At 31.3% G+C, this 24,181-nt stretch carries 20 protein-coding genes; 15 read left to right on the top strand and 5 right to left on the bottom strand.

All coding sequences use genetic code 11. From position 1 onward, the window contains the following. The first annotated feature begins 107 nt into the window (after positions 1-107). The 10 genes from Ollyesu_RS08110 (at position 108) to Ollyesu_RS08065 (ending at position 8,727) form a co-directional block, all read left to right on the top strand. A complete protein-coding gene (locus tag Ollyesu_RS08110; protein WP_279300735.1) occupies positions 108-1,262 on the top strand; it encodes a 5-(carboxyamino)imidazole ribonucleotide synthase in 1,155 nt (384 codons plus the stop codon). A gap of 1 nt (position 1,263) precedes the next feature. Next, positions 1,264-1,746, top strand: coding sequence for a 5-(carboxyamino)imidazole ribonucleotide mutase (gene purE / locus Ollyesu_RS08105; RefSeq protein WP_279300734.1), 483 nt, complete (start codon positions 1,264-1,266; stop codon positions 1,744-1,746). Positions 1,747-2,302: 556 nt separating this feature from the next. Next, a complete protein-coding gene (locus Ollyesu_RS08100) occupies positions 2,303-4,333 on the top strand; it encodes a M3 family metallopeptidase (protein WP_279300733.1) in 2,031 nt (676 codons plus the stop codon). A gap of 54 nt (positions 4,334-4,387) precedes the next feature. Beyond that, entirely contained in the window at positions 4,388-5,482 is a 1,095-nt protein-coding gene (locus Ollyesu_RS08095) for a carboxypeptidase-like regulatory domain-containing protein (protein ID WP_279300732.1), read from the top strand. 86 nt (positions 5,483-5,568) lie between these two features. Then, the gene (locus Ollyesu_RS08090) at positions 5,569-6,072 is read left to right on the top strand and encodes a MarR family transcriptional regulator (protein WP_279300731.1); all 504 of its coding nucleotides are present in this window, start codon (positions 5,569-5,571) and stop codon (positions 6,070-6,072) included. Between the two features lie 54 nt (positions 6,073-6,126). Then, positions 6,127-6,510 (top strand): hypothetical protein, encoded by a 384-nt coding sequence (locus Ollyesu_RS08085; RefSeq protein WP_279300730.1) that lies wholly within the window; start codon positions 6,127-6,129, stop codon positions 6,508-6,510. Between the two features lie 12 nt (positions 6,511-6,522). After that, positions 6,523-6,963, top strand: coding sequence for a hypothetical protein (locus Ollyesu_RS08080; RefSeq protein ID WP_279300729.1), 441 nt, complete (start codon positions 6,523-6,525; stop codon positions 6,961-6,963). A gap of 4 nt (positions 6,964-6,967) precedes the next feature. Then, positions 6,968-7,846, top strand: a complete 879-nt coding sequence (locus Ollyesu_RS08075) for a methyltransferase domain-containing protein (protein WP_279300728.1) — start codon at positions 6,968-6,970, stop codon at positions 7,844-7,846. Between the two features lie 69 nt (positions 7,847-7,915). Beyond that, positions 7,916-8,470 carry a sigma-70 family RNA polymerase sigma factor gene (locus Ollyesu_RS08070; protein WP_279300727.1) on the top strand — a complete coding sequence of 185 codons (555 nt, stop codon included), beginning with the start codon at positions 7,916-7,918 and terminating at the stop codon, positions 8,468-8,470. Positions 8,471-8,472: 2 nt separating this feature from the next. Beyond that, complete coding sequence (locus tag Ollyesu_RS08065) at positions 8,473-8,727, top strand: hypothetical protein (protein ID WP_279300726.1); 255 nt, start codon at positions 8,473-8,475, stop codon at positions 8,725-8,727. Here the strand turns inward: Ollyesu_RS08065 and Ollyesu_RS08060 are convergent. Then, positions 8,710-9,537, bottom strand: a complete 828-nt coding sequence (locus tag Ollyesu_RS08060; RefSeq protein WP_279300725.1) for a hypothetical protein — start codon at positions 9,535-9,537, stop codon at positions 8,710-8,712. The genes Ollyesu_RS08065 and Ollyesu_RS08060 overlap by 18 nt on opposite strands. Before the next feature lie 165 nt (positions 9,538-9,702). Between Ollyesu_RS08060 and gcvP the strand changes: the two genes are divergently transcribed. Beyond that, a complete protein-coding gene (gene gcvP / locus Ollyesu_RS08055) occupies positions 9,703-12,552 on the top strand; it encodes an aminomethyl-transferring glycine dehydrogenase (RefSeq protein ID WP_279300724.1) in 2,850 nt (949 codons plus the stop codon). 99 nt (positions 12,553-12,651) lie between these two features. Beyond that, entirely contained in the window at positions 12,652-13,710 is a 1,059-nt protein-coding gene (locus Ollyesu_RS08050) for a ketoacyl-ACP synthase III (protein ID WP_279300723.1), read from the top strand. A 3-nt stretch (positions 13,711-13,713) separates the two neighbouring features. Here Ollyesu_RS08050 and Ollyesu_RS08045 read toward each other — a convergent pair whose 3' ends face one another. Then, on the bottom strand, positions 13,714-16,893 hold the full coding sequence (locus tag Ollyesu_RS08045) for a T9SS type B sorting domain-containing protein (protein WP_279300722.1): 3,180 nt from the start codon (positions 16,891-16,893) through the stop codon (positions 13,714-13,716). Between the two features lie 54 nt (positions 16,894-16,947). Here Ollyesu_RS08045 and Ollyesu_RS08040 point away from each other — a divergent pair, with 54 nt between their 5' ends. Together Ollyesu_RS08040 and Ollyesu_RS08035 are read left to right on the top strand one after the other, a co-directional pair. Next, on the top strand, positions 16,948-17,847 hold the full coding sequence (locus Ollyesu_RS08040; protein WP_279300721.1) for an FkbM family methyltransferase: 900 nt from the start codon (positions 16,948-16,950) through the stop codon (positions 17,845-17,847). A gap of 6 nt (positions 17,848-17,853) precedes the next feature. Continuing rightward, on the top strand, positions 17,854-18,702 hold the full coding sequence (locus tag Ollyesu_RS08035) for a glycosyltransferase family 2 protein (protein WP_279300720.1): 849 nt from the start codon (positions 17,854-17,856) through the stop codon (positions 18,700-18,702). On the opposite strand, the gene Ollyesu_RS08030 is transcribed toward Ollyesu_RS08035, so the two are convergent. Together Ollyesu_RS08030 and Ollyesu_RS08025 are read right to left on the bottom strand one after the other, a co-directional pair. Further along, positions 18,699-19,505, bottom strand: coding sequence for a DNA/RNA non-specific endonuclease (locus Ollyesu_RS08030; protein WP_279300719.1), 807 nt, complete (start codon positions 19,503-19,505; stop codon positions 18,699-18,701). The genes Ollyesu_RS08035 and Ollyesu_RS08030 overlap by 4 nt on opposite strands. Before the next feature lie 6 nt (positions 19,506-19,511). Further along, positions 19,512-22,148, bottom strand: a complete 2,637-nt coding sequence (locus tag Ollyesu_RS08025; RefSeq protein WP_279300718.1) for a valine--tRNA ligase — start codon at positions 22,146-22,148, stop codon at positions 19,512-19,514. Between the two features lie 185 nt (positions 22,149-22,333). Between Ollyesu_RS08025 and Ollyesu_RS08020 the strand changes: the two genes are divergently transcribed. Next, entirely contained in the window at positions 22,334-22,768 is a 435-nt protein-coding gene (locus Ollyesu_RS08020) for a DUF1573 domain-containing protein (protein WP_279300717.1), read from the top strand. A 49-nt stretch (positions 22,769-22,817) separates the two neighbouring features. Here Ollyesu_RS08020 and Ollyesu_RS08015 read toward each other — a convergent pair whose 3' ends face one another. Continuing rightward, the gene (locus Ollyesu_RS08015; protein WP_279300716.1) at positions 22,818-24,152 is read right to left on the bottom strand and encodes an aspartyl protease family protein; all 1,335 of its coding nucleotides are present in this window, start codon (positions 24,150-24,152) and stop codon (positions 22,818-22,820) included. Between the last annotated feature and the right edge of the window lie 29 nt (positions 24,153-24,181).

The following is a 24,181-nucleotide window of genomic DNA, read 5'->3' as shown; positions in this document are numbered from 1 at the left end:
AGCGCAAATATAACTATTTACAAGCGCTTATTAGATATTTGAATTCGATTTTTAAGTGGTAATTTGGTTTTAAAATGTATTTTTGTTGCTAACAAGTTTTGTGACCAATGAATTATTTTTCTTCAGACTTTAAATTAGGTATCCTTGGTGGTGGACAGTTAGGTAAAATGTTACTGTACAACACTAGAAAATTTGATATTTACACTTGTGTTTTAGACAGTAGTGAAGAAGCACCTAGCCGATTAGCCTGTAATAAATTTGTTAAAGGTGATTTAATGGATTTTGATACTGTTTACAATTTTGGTAAACTCGTGGATGTTTTAACTATCGAAATTGAAAATGTTAATGTTCAAGCTTTAGAAAAACTAGAAAAAGAAGGCGTAAAAGTTTATCCATCTGCCAAAACATTACGTCGTATTCAAAATAAAGCCACTCAAAAATTATTTTATTTAGACCATAATTTACCTACTGCACCTTTTAGTAGATTTGCTTATTTGTCTGAAATTGAAGACGCAATTGATAATGGTGGATTAAGCTTACCTTTTGTTTGGAAAGCTACACAATTTGGTTACGATGGTAATGGTGTAAAAATAGTAAGACAATTATCTGATTTAAACGATTTGCCTAAGGGCGAATGTATTGCAGAGCAACTCATACCATTTAAAAATGAATTAGCAGTCATTGTGGCTAGAAGCAGTACAGGCGAAACTAAAACCTATCCTGTGGTAGAAATGGAATTTCATCCTGAAGCCAATCAAGTAGAATATGTCATTTGTCCTGCTAGAATTAGTCCTGAAGTGGCTTTAAAAGTACAAGAAGTGGCTATAAAAACATCTGAAGCTTACAATCATATTGGGTTATTAGCTGTAGAATTATTTCAAACAGAAGACGACCAAATATTAATAAATGAGGTCGCTCCAAGACCTCATAATTCTGGTCATCAAACCATAGAAGCAAGTTACACATCACAATTTGAGCAACACATTAGAGCCATTTTAGGGTTACCTTTAGGAAACACCAAAAATAAAGTTGGCGGAATTATGGTAAATCTTGTAGGAGCAGAAAATCACACAGGTCCTGTTATATACAAAAACATTGAAACCATAATGGCTATGGAAGGTGTGACACCACATATATACGGTAAAAAAGATACTCGCCCTTTTAGAAAAATGGGACATGTTACCATAGTTAATGAAGATTTAGATACAGCAAGACAAATTGCAGAAGAGGTTAAGAATAGTATTAAAGTAATAAGCAAATAAAATGAGTAAAGTAGCAGTAATCATGGGAAGTATTAGCGACATGCCAGTTATGCAAGACGCTATAGATATTTTAAAAGGATTTGATATTGAAGTAGAGGTTGATATTGTATCTGCGCATCGTACACCCGAAAAACTATTTGATTTTAGCAAAAATGCACACAAACGTGATATTAAAGTCATAGTTGCTGGTGCTGGTGGTGCTGCACATTTACCAGGAATGGTAGCTTCATTAAGTCCACTTCCAGTAATAGGTGTACCTGTAAAAAGTAGTAACTCTATAGATGGTTGGGACTCTGTTTTATCAATTTTACAAATGCCTGGAGGTGTTCCTGTAGCTACTGTAGCACTTAATGGTGCAAAAAATGCTGGGATTTTGGCAGCTCAAATTATTGGTGTTTCAGACCAATGTGTTTTAGACAAAATAGTAACGTATAAGGAAGGCTTAAAGCTTAAAGTCGAAAATGCTGCTAAAGATTTAAAATAGCTAATATCATAAATTAAGAAAGCCCCAACACAGTTGAGGCTTTCAATCGCTATTAATCGTTCTATATATGAGAGTGTATTCTCACATCAAAAAAACTACGTCAAAAGTCTTATTTAGAAATTAAATTCTATTATTCGAATAGAACAAACTGTGTGATTTCGATAAAATGCATCAATAATCGATAATCTACATATTTGCGAACGAAAAAAGCCCCAAACCAAAGTTTGAGGCTTCCATCGCTATTATTTTCTATTATATGAGTATGTTACTCACATCAAAAAAACAGATGCAAAAACGTTACTTTTCAAACAAAACCGCATTTACAACTATCAAATAATTCAAATATTAGATAAAGTGTTCGTTATCATCGATTAAAAACAACATTACACACAAAAAAAGCCTCAGACTTGTCTGAGGCTTTTTATCGCTATTAATCAATAATTTTTATGTGAGTAACCAACTCACGGGAAAAAATCAGTACAAAAATAGTCATTTAAATAATTAGTATGCAATTAAAATGCTAATTTTAACATCTAAACACTACTACAACGTTATAATGAATCCACTTTTATACAATTTTAACACAAAATTTAACACTGCACCTTTTCAATCTATTAAAAATGAGAGCTTTAAGCCTGCAGTTTTAGAACTTATTGAACAAACTAAAAAAGAAATAGACGCTATAGTAAATAATACTGAATCAGCTACATTTAAAAACACTATTGAAGCATTAGAATATTCAGGATTGCAATTGGATCGTGTAACTAGTATCTTTTTTAATTTAAATTCTGCAGAAACAAATGATGAGATTCAAAAAATCGCTCAAGAAATCTCTCCTATTTTAACAGAATTTGGAAATGACATAACTCTAAATGAAGGTTTATTTGAACGTGTTAAACACGTTTATGATAACAAAATCGAGTTTGATTTAAATACAGAACAAAACACGTTGTTAGATAAAAAATACAAAAGCTTTTCCAGAAATGGTGCTAATTTACCAGAGGATAAAAAACAACAACTTAGAGATATAGACAAACAATTAGCAACTTTAAAATTAAAGTTTGGCGAAAATATTTTAGCAGAAACCAATGCGTTTGAAATGCTAATCACAGACGAAGCTGACTTATCAGGTTTGCCTGAAGGTGCTATAGAAGCTGCAAAGCAATTAGCAGAATCAAAACAAAAAGAAGGTTGGTTAATCACGTTAGATTATCCAAGTTACATTCCATTTATGACCTATGCAGATAATAGAGCATTACGTAAAAAACTAGCTTTAGCTTTTGGTAGTAAAGGATTTAATAACGATACATTGGATAATCAAAAAAATGTTATAAATATTGCTAAACTACGATACCAAAGAGCCCAATTGTTAGGCTATAAAACGCATGCCCATTTTGTACTAGAAGAGCGTATGGCTGAAACACCAGAAAAAGTTACCTCGTTTTTAAATGAGTTGTTGGATAAAGCAAAACCAGCAGCAGAACGTGAGTTTGCAAACCTTCAAAATTTTGCTAAAACGTTAGATGGAATTAAACAGTTAGAGAAATGGGATTCGGCTTACTATTCTGAAAAATTGAAGCAACAATTATTTAATTTAGATGACGAAAAATTAAAACCATATTTTCAATTAGAAAAAGTGATTGATGGTGCATTTCAAGTAGCAAATAAATTATTTGGACTTCAATTTAAAAGCATAGATACTATAGATAAATATCATGAAGATATCATGACTTATGAAGTTTTAGACGACAATAATAAACTTGTTTCTATATTCTACGCAGACTTTTTTCCAAGAGCTGGAAAACGTAATGGTGCTTGGATGACGTCTTATAAACCACAGTACGTTAAAGATGGTATCCAAGAACGTCCACACGTTTCGATAGTGTGTAATTTTACAAAACCTACAAAAAGCAAACCGTCTTTATTAACCTTTAATGAAGTGACCACTTTGTTTCACGAATTTGGGCATGCTTTACATGGTATGCTTGCCAATACTAATTATCCTAGCTTATCAGGAACCAGTGTGTACTGGGATTTTGTGGAATTACCAAGCCAAATTTTAGAAAACTGGTGTTACGAAAAGGAAGCGTTAGAGTTATTTGCAAAGCATTATAAAACTGATGAAGTGATACCTATGGAACTGGTCAAAAAAATTAAAGAAAGTGCCAGCTTCCATGAAGGTATGCAAACCTTAAGACAAATTAGCTTTGGGTTGTTAGACATGAGTTGGCATGGCACAAACCCTACGACTATTACAGATGTCAAAGCTCATGAAAATGAAGCATTTAAAGGTACTCGACTTTATCCAGATGTTGAAGGCAACTGTATGAGTACGGCTTTTGCACACATATTTCAAGGAGGTTACTCATCAGGATATTATAGCTACAAATGGGCAGAAGTATTGGATGCAGATGCATTTGAGTATTTTAAGGAACAAGGTATTTTTAACAAACTAGTAGCTACAAAATTTAAAGATCATGTATTATCTCAAGGTGGAACAGATAACCCAATGACACTTTACAAACGTTTTAGAGGTCAGGAACCTAAACCTGAGGCGTTACTAAAACGTGCAGGACTGATTAATTAACTGTAATTAGATATTAATAATTATAAAATTGATTTTATTTGTTTAATTTTAAATATGAAAATTCGATGGTTATTCATATTTATTCTCACTTCATTTTCATCAATAGCACAAATTACTATTTCTGGAACAGTTAATGATAGTAATGGTCCTTTAGAGTACGTAAATGTTTATATAAACAACTCAATGGTTGGAACTACGTCTAATGCTAAAGGTGAATTTGAAATTACTGTTAAAGAAGGACAACACCAATTAATAATCTCTTATCTAGGATACAAAAAAATAAATTACAAGTTAAACACTACTACTTACAAAAATCCATTAATTTTTACTCTATTAGAAGATAGAAACATACTAGACGAAGTTATAATTGAAAAAACTATTTATGACAAAGAATGGTATTATAATCTTTCTGTTTTTAAAAAAGAATTCATAGGCTTTACAAAATTATCAAAAGATTGCAAGATTTTAAACCCAAAAATATTACAGTTTGATTTTGATAAAAGACAAAAAATCTTAATAGCTAGTGCTAGAGAACCACTACAAATAGAGCATAGAGGTTTAGGCTACTTAATAGTCTTCGAGTTGGAAAGTTTTGTAAAACAAAACAACTCTGTTACCTATGTTGGATATACAAGATATCAACCATTAGAAGGTAGTGATAATGAGCAAAAAATGTGGAAAAAAAATAGACTAAAAGCGTATAATGGTTCTATTAGACATTTTTTTAAATCTGCAATAGATAACACTCTTGACAAAGAGGGTTTTACAGTACATCAATTTAAACGAGTTTCACATTCTAATGGGCAATCAAATGTTGAAAAACCACAAAAGTTTACAGATTATTTATATAGATCTAATATTAAAACTAGAGACATAATTAACAAGAAAAATAATATAATACATCTTAAATTTGAAGACAATTTAATTATAGTATATGCCAAAGAAAAAGAGGAAGCAGGCTACCTTAAAATGGGCAAGTCTAGCACTAAAAGACAGCCTTTACCACAAACCTCATCAATAATTCCGTTAGCTAAGAATATCATTTTAAAACCATCAGGCGTGTTATTAAACCCTCTTGATGTGTCATATGAAGGCTATTGGTCTTATGAAAAGTTAGGAGACGCCTTACCTCTAGACTATAATCCATAACTAAAAGTAAATTAATCGATTTTAATTATTAAAATTAAACTTTCAATAATTATTGAAAGTTTAAAAATAATATATATCTTTGTGTCATGGAATACCAAGAAGCAAAAAATAAATTTATTAGTACATGGGGAAGTTTAGGCTCACTTTGGGGCATAAACAAAGCTATGGCGCAAATACAAGCTTTGCTTTTTATATCCACAAAACCTCTATCTATGGAAGATATCATGGAAGAACTTAAAATATCTAGAGGTAATACAAGTATGAATTTAAGACAGCTCATGGATTGGGGAATTGTCTCCAAAACATTAGTAGCTGGAGAACGTAAAGAATTTTTTACAACCGAAAAAGACGTACAAGAATTAGCACGTATTGTTGCTGTTGAGCGTAGCAGAAGAGAAATAAAACCTGTAGTAAAAATTTTAGATGAAGTCTCTTCTATTAAAGACGATGGAACCGAAAAAACTAAAGAACTAATTAAACAAACCAAAGCATTACACGAGTTAACCGAGACTATGGATTCTATGATTAATAAATTAGTTAATCAAAAACAAAACTGGATTACTAAGTCTTTACTTAAATTATTCAAATAAAAAATTTAAACTTATATTTCAATATTTTCTGAAAGTTTAATACAAATAATAATTATGAAAAACTTATACAACATCAACAAAACCTTAATCATTATTAATATTATTCTAGGGTTCACCATTTATTTGGGCTTACTTTTTTTAATTCCTTTAGGAATTGTTCAAATAATAATGGCAATGGTTATGATAGCTAATGAGAAAAAAATAACTAAAGAAATTTATAATCTACTTTCTGTGTATTGCATTACTACAACAGTTATTCTTATTGGATTTTTCTTTATGTACACGTCTTTTTTACCAAGTAACGATGGTCTTTTTCTAATAATGATGATTGTTTCTGTACTGCTAGCTTTTCTTAATCTATATATAACTTCTCTTGTTGATGTTATGATAAAAACAACAAATGAGAATCTTAAAATTAAAAAAGAGATAACTATTTAAAATATATAAATCATGAACTATCAAATCCCAAACTGGCTAATCATCCTTGGAGGATGCGGTCAAATTTTTACCGCTTTAATTTATCCTTATATAAGGCATCAAGTTTTTGACTGGTATAATGACGTTAAGCAATTAAAACCATTAAATCAGGAAATTGCTAAAACCTATGGAAGGTATATACAAGGTTTAAATTTTTCTTTTGGACTTATCGCTATTTTACTTCCTGATCAACTACAAAACCATACAGAATTAGCAATAGCTATTACAGGTTTAATATGCGCTTATTGGGTTGGTAAAGTAGCCACTCAAATTGCTTATTATCCTATGTATGACATCCCTAAAAAGAAATTGTTTAAGATTGGTAGCTACTTTATGAACAGCTTGTTCACCTTTTTTGCAATTATATATACTTGGCTGTTTAGCATAAATATTTATCAATTTTTAAATCTTTAGCATCATGGAGACTTCGACAATAACACAAATTCAGCATTCAGAAAAAAATAAAATAGAAATGGTTGATTTCTATAACGAAGCAACTGAAGACTATGAGTTTTGGAGTAAAGATTTTAATATGCACTTTGGTTATTTTATTCCTTTTAAAACCAATCCGTTTAAAAGAGATTCTATGCTTAACCAAATGACTAATCAAGTTATTAGTCGTTTTAATTATGGAAACAAACTGTCAACCTTACTAGATATGGGATGTGGTATGGGAGGATCTATGCGTTACGCCATTAAAAAACACAAAAACCTAAGTGCTTTTGGCGTCACGCTGTCTGACTTTCAAGTACAAAAAGGTAATGAATTACTTAAGGGTTTAAAAGGAAGTATTCTAAAAGAAAACTATAACAATACGTCCTTTAAATCTAACAGTTTTGATTCTGCTTTAGCTATTGAAAGTTTTTGTCATTCTGGACACAATATAAATTCTTTAAAAGAAGCATTCCGCATTTTAAAACCAACAGGACAACTGGTTATTGCAGATGCATTTTTAAAAAAAGAAGAGAGTAAATTATGTTACGGTAGTAAATATGCTTATAAAAAACTATGCAACCATTGGAGTTTAGAACGTCTAGAAACTAAAAACAATATGATTAAAAAGTTAAAAGAAGTTGGTTTTTCTAATATTAAAATTGAAGATGCTTCATTTAGAGTAGCACCATCAGTTTTACACGTGCCTTTTGCTATTATTGGATTCTTTTTAAAAAACTTAATAACATTAAAGGGTTTTAAAAAGGAAAGCTTACACAATCTAAAAGGCAGTTTTTATGCTTTACTATCTGGCTTGCACATGAAAAGTTTTGGGTACTACATTATTAGCTGTAAAAAAGGGTAGTGACTTAGGTCAATTGATTATTCGTTTTTTTAGTTTATTTTTGATTTTGAAAAAGAAAACCAAACGTTTATGTCCAACCATAAAATTGATCCAAACCAATGGATAGATTTGTATAGTGACTACCTCTTTAATTACACAATTACGCGTGTTAATGACAGAGTTAAAGCACAAGATCTAATCTCCGAAACCTTTTTAGCTGGCTTAAATAGTATGAAAAACTTTAAAGGTGAAGCTAGCGAACGTACGTGGTTAGTGTCTATATTAAAAAGAAAAATTATTGACCACTACCGCAAAACTAACTCTAATAAAGGAAAAGCAGAAGTTAGAATGTCTTATAATAGCGATTCGGAAACTGAAGGTGATTGGTTAGAACAACGCGTTGCAGACCCTTTTGATAAAACTGCAGAAGACCAAATAGAAAACACAGAATTAGCAGATGCAATTGATAATTGTTTATCAAAACTTCCAAAAAAACAAGCTAAAATATTTGAGATGAAAACCATTTTAAATTACGAAACCGAAACAATTTGTAATGAATTAGAAATTACAGCGTCTAACCTTTGGGTAATCATTCACAGAGCACGTGTAGCTATGGCAAGTTGTTTAGAAAAAAACTGGTTTTAATTATGTTAAGTAAATTTATGATTTCTTGTGAGGAATCAAGACATATCTGCAATAAAGCACAATATCAAGAAGCATCTTCTTGGGAAAAAGTAAAATTTAAGTTTCATCTTTTTATTTGTAAAGTGTGTAAACAACATACCATTACTAATACAAAATTGACTTTATTAATTAATAAAATTAAGTCAAAAACCTTAACACCAATTGAAAAAGAAAAATTAAAATCTTCTTTTAACAATGAGTTAAAAAAACATCAGTAACAACCAAAAAATTGGGATAGCTTCAACCCAAAAGGTGGTGTAATATGTACTTCTTTTTTGATTAGAAAATATCAAAAACAATCCTAAAATTATACAAACTACCAATTGTATTAGATAATAATTTGTAAGTGTGTCATCTTTAAAGTACTCTAGCAAATAAAAAACCAACAACAAAATTAAACCTAATATTTTAGTATGCCTCACTCCAATTTTTTGAGGTATAGTCGCCAATTTTAAACTGTCATAACGCAAATCTCTAATTTCAAAAGGTAACATTAAAACAATCACAAGAATAAAGTTTTGCAACACCATTAATACAGCGTCTGCATTAAAATTAACCTTATTATTAATCAAAGGTAAAGCAACGGTTACGCCAGACCAGACTAAAGCAATAACATATACTTTGAGACCACTAATGTCTCTCAGGTTTTGTTGTGTATCTAGATACCAATTTTTAGGCAAAAAGGGTATGGCATATAAAAAAGTAACTACTCCAAATCCTGCAATTACTACTAGTGTTTTTAATTCTAATTTATAGGTATAGTAGCACATCAATAAAAAACATACCAATGAGAATACTTGAATTATTTTCAACCATTTTGCCAAACTACGATGATGCCATTTTGCAACGCCAAAATATTTTACAAAATTGTAGCCAGTTATAGTCGCATAAAAATTAAAATATAATATCGTTTCATCGTAATTTATGTTGAACTTTATTAAAGTAATCCAAGTCAATGCATAGACAGCTAAAGCAACGTGAATACTGCTATTTATATAAAAATCTAAAAGCTGTTTAAAAACCTTCATTAAACAAAAATAATTAATCTGTTAATAAAGCAGTCGTTTCGTTGAAAACTTTCAATTTTTAACAAAATATTACTATTAGTTTTCGTTAATTTTGCAATCATTAAAAAAGCCACTTTAATTCATGTTTTTCAACATTTAAATTGAAAAACTAACAACACAACTTAAATGAATACAAACGCTTTCGCATTACGACACATTGGTCCTAGAGAAGACGACCAAAAACAGATGCTAAAAACTATTGGAGCAGATAGTATAGACCAATTAATCTACGAAACTATTCCTGATGACATTAGATTAAAAAAAGACTTAGATTTAGATGAAGCTATGAGTGAGCAAGAATACTTGGTTTACTTAAATGACGTCTCTAAAAAAAATAAAGTTTATAAAACATATATTGGTTTAGGTTACCACCCAACTATTTTACCAGCAGTTATACAACGTAACATTTTAGAAAATCCAGGTTGGTACACTGCTTATACGCCATATCAAGCAGAGATTGCTCAAGGACGTTTAGAAGCCTTATTAAACTTCCAAACTATGGTTACTGACTTAACAGGAATGGAGTTGGCAAACGCTTCTCTTTTAGACGAAAGTACTGCAGCAGCAGAAGCAATGAGCTTATTATTTGCAGTAAGAGAGCGCAACCAGAAAAAAGCAGGAATAAATAAGTTTTTTGTTTCAGAACATATTTTACCCCAAACCCTTTCATTATTACAAACTAGAGCTAACCCAATTGGTATTGAATTAGTGATTGGCAATGAAGATACCTTTGATTTTTCAACAGAATTTTTTGGAGCCATCCTTCAATATCCAGGAAAAAACGGTCAGATTACAGATATCAAATCCTTTATAGAAAATGCTAATAGCAACAACATTAAAGTAGCAGTTGCAGCAGATATTTTAAGCTTAGTAAAATTAGAAGCTCCAGGTAAATTTGGTGCAGACGTAGTTGTTGGTACTACACAACGCTTTGGAATACCAATGGGTTATGGTGGTCCACATGCAGCTTATTTTGCAACTAAAGAAGCTTACAAACGCGATATTCCTGGACGTATCATTGGTGTAACTAAAGATGCAAATGGCAACAGAGCGTTACGTATGGCTTTACAAACGCGAGAGCAACACATCAAACGCGATAAAGCAACTTCTAATATCTGTACAGCACAAGTTTTACTGGCTGTTATGGCTGGTATGTATGCAGTCTATCATGGCCCAAAAGGATTACAAAACATAGCAGACAAAGTTCATAATTGTGCAACTACACTAGCTAATGCATTAGAACAATTAGGGTTTAATCAAATTAACACCTCATATTTTGATACGTTACAAATAAAAACAGATGCTAAAACAGTAAAAAAAGTAGCTAAAGATAAGAAAGTAAACTTTTTCTATCCAGATGCTGAAACGGTTACGATTGCTTTAAACGAAACAACTTCTGTTAGAGATTTAAATTATATCATTTCAATTTTTGCTGAAGTTGCAAATGAAGAAGTAAAAACAATCTCGTCAATTTCTGAAGCTACTGTTATTGATAAAACATTAGAGAGAACAACAGATTTTTTAACTTTAGACGTCTTTAATACACATCATTCTGAGACTGAATTGATGCGCTACATTAAAAAACTAGAGCGTAAAGATTTATCATTAAACCACTCGATGATTTCTCTTGGATCTTGTACTATGAAACTAAATGCTGCAGCAGAAATGTTGCCATTAAGCTGGTTCAAGTGGGGAAATATTCATCCCTTTGCACCTTTAAAACAAGCTAGAGGCTATGCCCAAATTTTAAAAGAATTAGAAGACCAATTAACTGAAATTACTGGTTTTGCAGCAACGTCTTTACAGCCAAATTCTGGTGCGCAAGGTGAGTTTGCAGGTTTGATGGTAATAAAAGCCTATCACGAATCTAGAGGAGATCATCACAGAAATATCTGTTTAATTCCAAGCTCTGCTCATGGTACTAATCCAGCAAGTGCTGTAATGGCTGGAATGAAAGTAGTGGTGACAAAATCGACTGACGAAGGAAATATTGATGTTGACGATTTACGTGAAAAAGCAGAATTACATAAGGACAATTTATCCGCATTAATGGTCACCTATCCTTCAACTCACGGTGTTTACGAAGCGTCCATTAAAGAAATCACACAAATCATTCACGATTGTGGCGGACAGGTTTATATGGATGGTGCCAACATGAATGCACAAGTTGGGTTGACTAACCCAGGAAATATCGGAGCAGATGTTTGCCATTTAAATTTGCATAAAACCTTTGCTATTCCTCATGGAGGAGGAGGTCCTGGAGTGGGTCCAATTTGTGTTGCAAAACAATTAGTTCCATTTTTACCTGGAAACCCTATTGTAAAAACTGGAGGAGACAAAGCCATTACATCAATCTCTGCAGCACCATTTGGAAGTGCATTAGCCTGTTTAATTTCTTATGGATATATCAAAATGCTTGGTGCTGAGGGATTAAAAAAATCAACTGAAATTGCAATTTTAAACGCCAATTATATCAAGCACAGACTGCAAGGTGCTTTTGAAACCTTATACTCAGGAGAACGTGGTCGCGCTGCGCATGAGATGATTATCGATTGTCGTCCATTTAAAGCCCATGGAATTGAAGTGGTAGATATCGCAAAACGATTAATGGATTACGGTTTTCATGCACCAACTGTGTCTTTTCCAGTAGCTGGAACGATGATGATTGAACCTACCGAAAGTGAAAGTAAAGCAGAAATGGATCGTTTTTGTGACGCTATGATTTCTATTAGAAAAGAAATTGATGCAACTACAAAAGATGACGATAATAATCCACTTAAAAATGCACCACATACTTTAGCAATGTTAACGTCAGATGAATGGTTGTTACCTTATTCACGTGAAAAAGCAGCCTATCCATTAGACTATGTTGCAGACAACAAGTTTTGGCCTTCAGTAAGACGTGTAGACGATGCCTATGGTGACAGAAACCTAATTTGTACCTGTGCGCCAATTGAAGAGTATATGGAAGCATAAAACGATTTGAACGTCGTATTTTTTTAACCAATACAAATTGCCTTTAATTTTTACTGCTTATCTTAGCAAAGTAAACAAATTAAGGCAATTTCTTTTTTTATGAATATTAAGATTACAGGAACAGGAAGCTATATCCCAAAGGGTATCGAGAAAAATGAAGACTTTTACAGTCATCAATTTTTAAATGAAGATGGTAGCACAATAAATTACCCAAACGAAGTTATTGTTGATAAGTTTAAAGCTATTACAGGTATTAGTGAACGTCGTTATGCAGAAGAGCAATTAACCTCATCTGATCTAGGATTTTTAGCTGCCCAAAAAGCTATTGAAGATGCTAATGTAGATCCCGAAACCTTAGATTATATAATTTGCGCACACAACTTTGGAGACGTTAAATCGGATACTATTCAAACTGATGTTTTACCATGTTTAGCTTCGAGAGTAAAACACAATTTACGTATTAAAAATCCTAAATGTGTCGCCTATGACATTTTATTTGGATGTCCAGGATGGGTAGAAGGTGTCATACAAGCTCAAGCTTATATTAAAGCTGGAATGGCAAAAAAATGTTTAGTTATTGGTAGCGAAACACTTTCTAGAGTAGTTGATAAACACGATAGAGATAGCATGATTTACAGTGATGGTGCTGGTGCAACAATAGTAGAAGCTACAGATGAAGAAGGCGGAATTTTAGCCCATAATACTGCAAGTTTTACTTATGACGAAGCCTATTATTTATTCTTTGGCAACTCAAACAATCAAGACTTAGATAAAGACACGCGTTATATTAAAATGCATGGTCGTAAAATCTATGAGTTTGCATTAAACAATGTGCCATTAGCCATGAAAGAGTGTTTGGATAATAGTGGTGTTGACATTAAAGATGTCAAAAAAATATTGATTCATCAAGCTAACGAAAAAATGGATGAAGCCATAATAAAACGTTTTTATCGTTTGTATAAAACACCAGAACCAGAAGGCATTATGCCAATGAGTATTCATAAACTGGGTAATAGTTCTGTTGCAACTGTTCCTACATTATTTGATTTAATAAGAAATAATAAATTAGAAAATCAGCAAATAGAAAAAGGAGATGTTATTATATTTGCTAGTGTTGGTGCAGGTATGCACATTAACGCGATAGTTTATAAATATTAAAAATTATCTTTTTAGAGTAAAATGAGATTTTAGTTGTTTTTTAAAACCTAATTCATCTTTATATTCAACTAAGTACCAATAATCATTAGTTGGCATATTCAAGCCTTTAAATGTGCCATCCCAAAATCTATTATTTGGAGTAAGTGTTTTTAATAATTTGCCATACCGATCAAAAATATAAAGTTCAAAATCACAAAAATTAGACTCTACTTCTACCTTCCAAACATCATTTACAGTATCATTGTTTGGAGTAAAAAACTTTTTTACTTTTATACATTCTGTCAAATCATCAAAACAAACTAAGTCAATAAGGCTCGCATTAACAACACAGCCAGTACTATCTTCGATTATAGTTATATTATCATAAATTCCAGAAGACAAGTCTGTTATATTTAATTCCCCTAATGAATTTGAACTTAATGTTATGTTAACTTCAACTCCATTATAATCATAGGAAATTGTATAACTTAGTGTGTCTCCAAGATCAGATAGTATTATTACTCCATCTGATACATTACAACTTGTTGGGTTAATTGAATCTATAGTTGCAGTTAAATTTGAAGTCGTCAGTGTGATAGAGTCTAAATTAGCAACACATCCTGTACTATCTTCTGTAATAGAAATACTACTGTAAGAACCGAAAGATAAACCTGTTATATTTAATTCCCCAAATGAATTCGAAGTTAAAGTCACAGTATTTTCAACTCCGTTATTATTATAAACTATTGTATAGCTTGATTCATCTTCAAGACCTCCAATAGAAATTATCCCATCAGACATATTACAACCTGTCGGGTTATTTGATGTTATCGTAGCTGTAAAATTTGACCCTACAGGAATTATTAGTTCCATTTCGCTATCAGAACAACCATCTGAATAACTATGAACAATAATATTTTGATAAGTTCCAACAGATAAATCTAATAAAGTTATATATCCAGAAGCATCTGAAAATATCAAATCGCCAACAGTAACTCCATTAAAATCATAGAAAACATCATGCTCACTATTAGGTATTAATCCTGTAATTAAAATTGCTCCATCAGCAACGCAACTTGATGATGGAACTACTGAAAAATTGTAATCTACTATTGGAGTCGTTAAAGTAACATTTCCAAAATCTTGGGAACAACCACTTAAATCTTCAATTATAACTAAACTCTCATAAACACCACTTCCTAATGAGTTAGCATGTATCTCACCTGATATATCTGCTTGCATATTAAGCGTTGTTATATTACCATTGAGCTCATAGTTTATTGTATAATGCAATCCTGTAGTTAAACCTGTAAAAACAATTGAGCCGTCAATTGTATTACAAAGTGTTGGATTATTACTATTTACACCAGCATTTAGTGATGCACTCCCTATAGTTAATAAACCTATACCATCGGTACATGAACTAACTGAATCAACTACCATTAAAAATTCGTAATCTCCAGCTGACAATCCATCAATAATCCATTCTCCATTAGTATCAGAAATGAAACTTCCCGAAAACATTAAACTATCAAATTCATAATCATAAATATATGATGTGTTTGGCGCTAAATTTTCTATTAAAATACTTCCTGTTGACACACCACAATCTACATTAGAATTAACAGAAAAATTTAAAACAAAATCATTAGTAGTCAATACCACATCTTCAATATTAATATTGCAAGTTAAATCGTTACTTTGAGTAATATTAATATTTGAATATAAACCTTCATTTAAATTAGACAAAACTATTTCTCCTGAACTATTAGAGTCTGGAATCCAAACTTCAGATTGACCATCGTGATCAAAACTTACAGTATAACTTGTATTTGGTATAAAGCTAGAAAATATTATTGAACCATCATTGGTACCACAAACAGTTGGATCAATAGTATTCACGTTAATATTTGAGGCGTCTGAAATCTCTAATATCCAAACCGCACCTTTCCTAAAACCATTTTCACTATCTCCATAAGCACCTATAGCAAAAGTAGAATCTGTCAACATAGTAACAGAACCAGAAAATAAATCACCGTTTGCTAATTGTCCTTGAAAACAATTCTCATTATAACTATAAAACTCAAATTCAGACATAGTACCATCAGAATTTAATTCTATTACGTAAAACCCTCCAGTAGATACAGATAATGTAGGATTAAATTGTTTCATTGCACCGACTATGATTTCAATTTTACCATCACCATCTCTATCAGAAACTCCATCAATAGACTCTCCGAAAAGTGCCTCTTGACTAAACTCATTAGAAAAACCTCCATCTATATTCGATATTTTTTGAGTGCTATTTACAGTACCATTTTGATTTAAAAAAAGTATATATATTGCACCAGAATTACTTACACTATCATCATCCCTATAACTTCCAACTGCAATGTCAATTACACCGTCTCCATTTAAATCTCCAAGATTTGCAACAGATCCACCAAAATAATCTTCAAAACCTAAATTTATATTTAAACCACCAGATGTTTCACTAATCTTTTGGTAATCATTAACAGTAAAATCCGAATTTAGGAAAAGAATCCAAACTGCCCCTTCATTTCCTCCTCCATCATTATCTCTTCTAGATCCAACAGCTAAATCATCTATTCCATCATTATTTAGGTCTCCTATATTTTCTATATCTGTTCCAAAAATAGCATCACCATTAATATTACCATTAAAATTACCTGAAGTACTACTTATCTTAGAATGAGAAAAAACTGTCCCATCTAAATTTAAAGAAAGTATCCAAACAGCACCTTTCCACACACCACCATCTCCATCATAATCTGCACCAACAGCTACTTCTATTTTCCCGTCACCATTTAAATCTCCTAGATAAGATACAGCTCCACCAAAACGATCATTATTATCTAAAGCACCTCCAAAACCGCCTGAAGTATTACTTATTTTAGTTTCATTTATAACATTATTGGAACTGTCTAAAAACAATATCCAAACTGCTCCTCTATTTGTTCCTCCATCATCATCTGAAAAACTTCCAACAATCAAATCATTGACGCCATTTCCATCCAAATCTTCAATATTATCAATTGAAACCCCAAAATTATCTTGATCATTTAAAATCCCACTAAATCCTCCATTTAAATCATTTATTTTCTGATAACTTGAGACAGTTACATTTTGAGAAAATAAAATTTTAGAAAAAAGCAAATAAAAAAATAAAAAATAAAAACGCATTTAAATTAATTTAATTAAGGAGGAATATATATTTACAATTTAATATATTTAGTAATGAAATTAGCAAATATTATTTATAAAATTATATATCAAAGAAATATAAATTTTATTTTTCGAAAAATAAATAAACTTTTAGGAAAGTTTATTCCAAATATTAAACTCCCTCCCTCTGGTATTATAAAAATAAAAACAACATCAGGTATTCTTAAAATTGAAACCAATCAAACTAGTTATTTAACTCAGTTACTCTATTGGAAAGGTTACAAAAAATTTGAATATTCAGTCATATTTGAAGATTTAGTAAAAAATAAGAGAACTTTTTTGGACATAGGTTCAAATATTGGCTATTATTCTCTGCTAGCAGGCCAATCAAATCCTAAAATAAAAATTTATGCATTTGAACCTGCAATTGGTCCAAAATACTACTTAGATAAAAATATCGAACTAAATAAATTTGAAAATCAAATTAAAACTTTTGATGTTGCATTATCAAATTCTATAGGAGTAATTGATTTTTATGAAGTAGAAAATGTTAAATATAAAAATTTAAAGTATAATTTAGCTGGAGAAGGTAATACTGGCACTAAAACAAAGTCAAGGAATTTTATAAAAAGAGAAGTATCTACAACTACTTTAGATAAATTTGTTAAACAAAATAATATTAAAAATATCGATATAATTAAACTGGATACAGAAGGAACTGAAATTGAAATATTAAATAATGGAAAAAATACAATTATTGAGAATCAACCAATAGTTATTTGTGAAACATTGTTTAACACTATAGAAAAAGAATTAGAAGATTTTTTCAAACCATTAAATTATTTAATATTTAACCATAAAAATAAAAATCTAACTAAAGTTACAAGTATAGTTAGAGAAAATGATGATGGTATTAGAAATTGCTTCTTCGTACCCAAAGATAAAACTCATCTAATATCTAAATATACTTAGAAATAAATGAAATTTTATATAATCATTCCTGCTCACAACGAAGCCTCCTCCATTGGATTGACTTTAAAATCACTTACTGATCAAACTTTACTTCCAAAGGAACTTGTTGTAGTTAATGATAACTCGACTGACGAGACTAGAATGATAGTTGAAGAGTTTCAGCAAAAATTTGATTTTATAAAATTGATTAATATTACGTCTTCCAATAAACATTTACCAGGCACCAAAATAATTAATGCTTTTTACAAAGGTTACGAAGTTATTGCAAAGGATTTTGATGTGATTTGTAAATTTGATGCTGACTTAATTTTTCCTTTAAATTATTTAGAAAAATTAGCTCTTCATTTTAATACCAATAAAAACATTGGGATGGTTGCTGGTTACTGCTACATTCTAAAAAATAACCAATGGGTTTTAGAGGATATTACCAGTAAGGACCACATTAGAGGTGCTTTGAAAGCCTACAAAAAAGACTGTTTTGAAGCAATTGGGCAATTAAAAAAGTCCATGGGTTGGGATACTGTGGACGAGCTACTTGCCAAATACCATAATTGGAATATTGTCTTGGATGACTCTTTACATGTTAAGCATCTCAAACCAACTGGCATCAGTTATAATAAATCTGCTAAATACTTACAAGGCGAAGCGATGTATAAAATGCGATATGGCTTTATACTTACTTTTATTACAGCCATCAAAATGGGAATAAAAAAGAACAGTTTTAAATATTTTAAAGATTATGTAATTGGCTATTTAAAAGCTGTTATAAATAAACCTAAACAACTTGTAACTGTTGAAGAAGGTAGATTTATAAGACATTTACGCTGGAAAGGAGTTAAGAAAAAACTGTTTTAAAAACTCCAGTTTTTATAGTCGCTTGAAGCTTCTAAATTGTTTTCAAGGTCATCATCTAATTCTGAAAAGAAATCAATCCCTGTCAAGCTTTCAATGTGATCTACTGAAGTCACAAATTTGTAAAGTGGCAAGTCAGAATCTTGATGATCCATCAAAAATGCAATCATTTTAGTTTTACCAGTATTGTTATCTATTAACACTTTGTAAAACTGATTTGGCACAGACACTTTCTCGGTACCTATAGATTTCATTTTACCTTTTAATATTCCTCCAGATATAACAAAAACACCATCATACTTACTAGCCCAATAGCGTGTTTTTTGTTCTAGCCTATTCCACACTCCAGAGTTAAAATCGTGTTTTTGAGGAGAGATATTACTAGTTAAAAACGTTTCGTCATGCGCTGCTTGACTATATTTTCTGTCACCTGCAGGACATAAATGTCCACGATCATAACCTGATTGTTTATAATTACGCCAATGTGCTGCACCTGTTTTTACTGCTTCATCAATTTCAAAATAAGGACGCTTAAAATTAGCGTTACTTAAATGAGACTTTTTAAGCTCGTAAGCCACCCATTCTGCTTGCTCATGTGGTTCACTATAACTTAGACTGTATCCTTCGTGATGGACAATTTGACCTGTTGTGCTAGTTGGTAAAAAGTACTCGTTGGTGTTTGCTTTTACAGTTGCACCACCTGCAACTACTTCAATTTTTTCTTTTGCAATTAAATAGTCTTTAATTAAATAGGTTCCAATAATTACAATTGCTGTAAGTATTGAGTATTTGGTTTTGTTTGACATTTTGACTTACTTTAAACTCTCTAAACTAGATTTTAAAGTCTCAATCTTAGCCAAAGCGTCTGCTTCTTTCTTCTTTTCAGAAGCTACAACTTGTTCTGGTGCACCAGCTACAAAACGCTCGTTAGACAGCTTTTTTTGTACTGATTTTAAGAAGCCTTCAGTATAATTTAACTCTTCGGTTAGCTTAACAATTTCGGCTTCCACATCAATTGCACCTTCCATTGGTATAAAATACTCGTTAGATTTTACTCTAAAGGTTAAAGCACCTTCAACTGGTTCTGACACATACTCTATTGCTTCTAAGTTTCCTAATTTAGCAATTATAGTATCAAAAGTTGTATTTGACCTTTCATTATTAATAACCGAAAAACCGATAGCATCTTTAAACGCTATATTCTTTTCTTTTCTAACCGTTCTTATACCAGAAATAACTTCTGACGCAAATTCAAACTGCGTGATTAAGTCTTTATTAATTGGCTTAACTTCTGGCCATTTAGCAATAATTAATGCGTCTTCTGGAGTTCTTTCAGAAATATATTGCCATATATCTTCTGTTAAGAATGGCATAAAAGGATGTAATATTTTTAAATTATCCTCAAAAATGGCCATCACTTTATTATATGTTATTGCATCAATAGGTTGTTGATAGGCTGGTTTTACAATTTCAAGTAACCATCCACAAAAATCGTCATAAATTAATTTATAAATAGCCATTAAAGCATCACTCAACCTGTATTTACTAAAGTGGTCTTCTATTTCTACCAATACTGTATTAAACTTAGCTTCGTACCAATCTATTGCTATTTTACTAGAATTAGGTTGTTCTATAGATTCGCTAACTTCCCAAAGGTTGGTTAATTTAAAGGCATTCCATATTTTGTTTCCAAATCCTTTTCCTTGTTGGCATAAGGCTTCGTCAAACATTAAATCGTTACCAGCAGCACTACTTAACAGTAATCCAACACGTACTCCATCTGCGCTATAATCTTCTATTAATTTTAATGCATCTGGTGAGTTCCCCAAAGATTTACTCATTTTTCTGCGTTGCTTATCGCGAACTAACCCTGTTAAGTATACATTATTAAAAGGTCTTTCATTTTTATATTCGTAACCAGCAATAATCATACGTGCGACCCAAAAGAATAAAATATCTGGACCAGTTACTAAGTCGTTTGTTGGATAATAGTATTTTATGTCTTTGTTTTCTGGATTGCGTATTCCGTCAAACACAGACATAGGCCATAACCAAGAGCTGAACCAAGTATCTAATGCGTCTGTATCCTGATGCAAGTCGTTAGTAGTTAGTTGCAAATTGTTAGTTTTCTCTTGTGCAAGCTTAACAGCTTGCTCAAGAGTTTCTGCTACTACAAAATCCTCTTTCCCATCTCCATAATAGTAGGCAGGAATTTGTTGTCCCCAAAGTAATTGACGTGAGATATTCCAATCTCTTATATTTTCCATCCAATGACGATACGTGTTTTCAAATTTCTTTGGGAATAATTTAATCTCTGCATCCTCACCTAAAACAGCTTCTATTGCTGGTTTAACCAATTCTTCCATTTTTAAAAACCATTGGTCGCTTAATCGTGGCTCAATAACTGCTTTGGTACGCTCTGATGTACCCACTTTATTAATGTGTGTTTCGGTTTTAACCAAAACACCTTTAGCTTCTAGCTCTTTTGCAACATTTTTTCTAGCTGCAAAGCGATCTTGACCTTCAAATTGTAATCCATAACTATTCAGCGAAGCATCTTCATTAAAAATATCGATGACTTCTAATTTGTGCTTATCACCTAAAACTTTATCGTTTTCATCATGAGCAGGAGTTACTTTTAAACAACCTGTTCCGAATTCTACATCAACGTATTCATCTTCAATAATCGGAATTACGCGATTACAAATTGGCACTATGGCTTTTTTTCCACGTAAGTGCGCAAAACGATCATCTTCTGGATTAATACAAATGGCTGTATCTCCAAAAATAGTTTCTGGACGCGTAGTTGCTATCGTTAACGTGTCGTCACTTCCTTCTATTTTATAATTGATGTAGTATAAGTTTCCTTGACGTTCTTCATGTATTACCTCTTCATCAGACAACGTGGTTTTAGCTTCCGGATCCCAATTTACCATACGGTAACCTCTGTAAATTAGTCCTTTTTCATATAAATCTACAAACACCTTTATTACAGCTTCTGACATGTCGTCATCCATTGTAAATTTAGTTCGGTCCCAATCGCAAGAGCATCCTAATTTTTTTAGTTGTTCAAGTATTACGCCTCCATATTCTTCAGTCCATTCCCATGCATGAGCTAAAAACTGGTCTCTTGTCAAATCATTTTTATCTATACCTTGTGCCTTTAATTTAGCAACAACCTTAGCTTCTGTAGCAATAGAGGCATGATCTGTACCAGGAACCCAACAGGCATTTTTACCTTGTAAACGCGCACGACGGATTAACACATCTTGAATAGTGTTATTTAACATGTGTCCCATATGCAAGACTCCTGTTACGTTTGGTGGCGGAATAACAATGGTATAAGGCTCTCTGTGGTCAGGCTCAGAATGAAAATAATTGTGTGTCATCCAGTAGTCATACCACTTATTTTCTACTTGTTGCGCATCGTATTTTGATGGAATTTGCATACTTTGGAATAGTTTTTGAAATATAGTTTACAAAAGTACTTATATTTCTGTTTTTGTGAAATTTTATAGATGAATAATGTATAGTTAAATAAGCTATAAGTATTTGCAAGTGTGCATTACATCTAATAATTTTGCAGGAGGAATAAAAAGTAATTAAATTTACGAACCATTAAATTAGATATAAAATGAAAAAATTATTTACAATATTATTTATCGGATTGATTAGTCTATCTGTGAATGCTCAAGAAAAAATAGCTAAAATTGAGTTTAAAGAAACAACGATAGATTACGGAGTTATAGAAAAAGGTGCTAATGGTGTTAGAACTTTTGTGTTTACTAATACTGGTAATGCACCTTTAATCATATCTAAAGTTAGTTCTAGTTGCGGATGTACAGTACCAAAAAAACCAGAAGCTCCAATCATGCCTGGAGAGACTGGAGAAATTGAGGTAAAGTACGACACCAATCGTGTAATGCCTATTAGAAAAACAATTACTGTTTTATCTAATGCAGAAACACCAACCGTATCACTTAAAATTAAAGGTGAAGTTATTGACCCTTCAAAAACTAGTGTATTAGAGAAAAAGTCTAAAAGTGTAATGGAAACTAAAAAAAGTTAACAACACTATAATTATACTAAAAGCCGAAAACAATTAGTTTTCGGCTTTTTTATTTTATGGGAGATTCTAGATTAAATTCAAATTTTCTATTCTTACCTAATCTATCTACAACAAGTTTTATTCTTGTACCTTCTTTTTGATAAAAATAACCAACTAAATTATTCAACGTCATGTCATGAGTACTCTTACCGTTTATTTCAAATATAACATCTCCTTTTTGTAATCCTGCTTTATATGCTGGCGAATTCTTAATAACATTAAACACTCTATAAGCTGGTTTAATTGAATACTTATAATCTTTAGCTAATATACTTTTAACTTGTAATCCTGAGCTATTTGGATTAAATGTAGTCGAGTTATCATACACATCAAACTCCATAATTACTCTTACTCCATCATGCTCTATCTGTAATCCACTTTTGTTGTAACTAAATTTTTTCTTGAAAAAATAATTGGGTTTTAAGGTAAGTTTAGAATTTGTATAATCTACAATACAATTAAAACGCCTCAAAACCTCTCCTCCCAAGGTGCCATCTCTATCTTTAAACTTTTTAACTGAAGCTATTGTAACAGAGTCTGGAAAAGCTGCTTTTGGATTTTCTAAAACAAATTGCTTTAATTTTAAAGCATCAATTTTGGTACGTTTACCAAATACATTTCCGCTTAGACCAGATCCTAAAAAATCATAAAAATAATTTTTTGAAAGGGTTAAGTCTTTTTCATCATCCTCAAATAACCAAATCGCATCACTACTTCCAGAATCAATTAACATCTTAACAGGAATGTCTTTACCGTTAGTTAGCACTTTAGCATCCAAATAAGGTTTGTTATTATTGAATTCTAAATTAAAAGTTTCGCATTTTTTGCAACTTTTGTAAGTATACTTATCAGGTTGGTGTAGTCTGATAAATCTGTTAGAATAATTAATTTCTACTATAAAATCTTTAAACAAATCGTATCCAATAATACCATCTATTGCTATTCCTAATTTTGGAGCAAAATTAACTCTGGGGTCAAAAATTGCAAAAAAAGTTTGATCTGTATTTATTGCATTACCTATTTTAAATGTGTTATGGCTAGATCGTAATGCGTCAATATAATCGCCATCTCCTAACCCTTTTAATTTTATTTTTTCTGCATTTAAAACTTTTAATGAGTCCGATGCCTTTAAAAAATTAAAAACTATGGGCTTGCTTACACCTGTATCTAAAAGAAACTTCAATGAAATCCCATTAACTTCAACTGGAATAATTATGACGTTATTAATTAGCTCAAAACGAATTTTTTGAGATGCACTATCTTTATCTAACACATAAGTACTTTGTGCTTGAGAATAAAAGCTACAGATTAAGATTAGGAAGAAACTTATTTTAAGTAAACGCATTCATAGAAAAAAAATGATGTCTGAAATCA

It is taken from the genome of Olleya sp. YS (assembly GCF_029760915.1).
GTDB lineage: Bacteria > Bacteroidota > Bacteroidia > Flavobacteriales > Flavobacteriaceae > Olleya.
The sequence above is the reverse complement of the archived record's forward strand: the minus strand, read 5'-3'. Positions and strand labels throughout refer to the sequence as shown.

Excerpts from the sequence above, each read along its gene's own strand:
- Ollyesu_RS08110 (WP_279300735.1), top strand. The coding sequence starts at position 108 with ATGAATTATTTTTCTTCAGACTTTAAATTAGGTATCCTTGGTGGTGGA.
- purE (WP_279300734.1), top strand. The coding sequence starts at position 1,264 with ATGAGTAAAGTAGCAGTAATCATGGGAAGTATTAGCGACATGCCAGTT.
- Ollyesu_RS08100 (WP_279300733.1), top strand. The coding sequence starts at position 2,303 with ATGAATCCACTTTTATACAATTTTAACACAAAATTTAACACTGCACCT.
- Ollyesu_RS08095 (WP_279300732.1), top strand. The coding sequence starts at position 4,388 with ATGAAAATTCGATGGTTATTCATATTTATTCTCACTTCATTTTCATCA.
- Ollyesu_RS08090 (WP_279300731.1), top strand. The coding sequence starts at position 5,569 with ATGGAATACCAAGAAGCAAAAAATAAATTTATTAGTACATGGGGAAGT.
- Ollyesu_RS08085 (WP_279300730.1), top strand. The coding sequence starts at position 6,127 with ATGAAAAACTTATACAACATCAACAAAACCTTAATCATTATTAATATT.
- Ollyesu_RS08080 (WP_279300729.1), top strand. The coding sequence starts at position 6,523 with ATGAACTATCAAATCCCAAACTGGCTAATCATCCTTGGAGGATGCGGT.
- Ollyesu_RS08075 (WP_279300728.1), top strand. The coding sequence starts at position 6,968 with ATGGAGACTTCGACAATAACACAAATTCAGCATTCAGAAAAAAATAAA.
- Ollyesu_RS08070 (WP_279300727.1), top strand. The coding sequence starts at position 7,916 with ATGTCCAACCATAAAATTGATCCAAACCAATGGATAGATTTGTATAGT.
- Ollyesu_RS08065 (WP_279300726.1), top strand. The coding sequence starts at position 8,473 with ATGTTAAGTAAATTTATGATTTCTTGTGAGGAATCAAGACATATCTGC.
- Ollyesu_RS08060 (WP_279300725.1), bottom strand. The coding sequence starts at position 9,537 with ATGAAGGTTTTTAAACAGCTTTTAGATTTTTATATAAATAGCAGTATT.
- gcvP (WP_279300724.1), top strand. The coding sequence starts at position 9,703 with ATGAATACAAACGCTTTCGCATTACGACACATTGGTCCTAGAGAAGAC.
- Ollyesu_RS08050 (WP_279300723.1), top strand. The coding sequence starts at position 12,652 with ATGAATATTAAGATTACAGGAACAGGAAGCTATATCCCAAAGGGTATC.
- Ollyesu_RS08045 (WP_279300722.1), bottom strand. The coding sequence starts at position 16,893 with ATGCGTTTTTATTTTTTATTTTTTTATTTGCTTTTTTCTAAAATTTTA.
- Ollyesu_RS08040 (WP_279300721.1), top strand. The coding sequence starts at position 16,948 with ATGAAATTAGCAAATATTATTTATAAAATTATATATCAAAGAAATATA.
- Ollyesu_RS08035 (WP_279300720.1), top strand. The coding sequence starts at position 17,854 with ATGAAATTTTATATAATCATTCCTGCTCACAACGAAGCCTCCTCCATT.
- Ollyesu_RS08030 (WP_279300719.1), bottom strand. The coding sequence starts at position 19,505 with ATGTCAAACAAAACCAAATACTCAATACTTACAGCAATTGTAATTATT.
- Ollyesu_RS08025 (WP_279300718.1), bottom strand. The coding sequence starts at position 22,148 with ATGCAAATTCCATCAAAATACGATGCGCAACAAGTAGAAAATAAGTGG.
- Ollyesu_RS08020 (WP_279300717.1), top strand. The coding sequence starts at position 22,334 with ATGAAAAAATTATTTACAATATTATTTATCGGATTGATTAGTCTATCT.
- Ollyesu_RS08015 (WP_279300716.1), bottom strand. The coding sequence starts at position 24,152 with ATGCGTTTACTTAAAATAAGTTTCTTCCTAATCTTAATCTGTAGCTTT.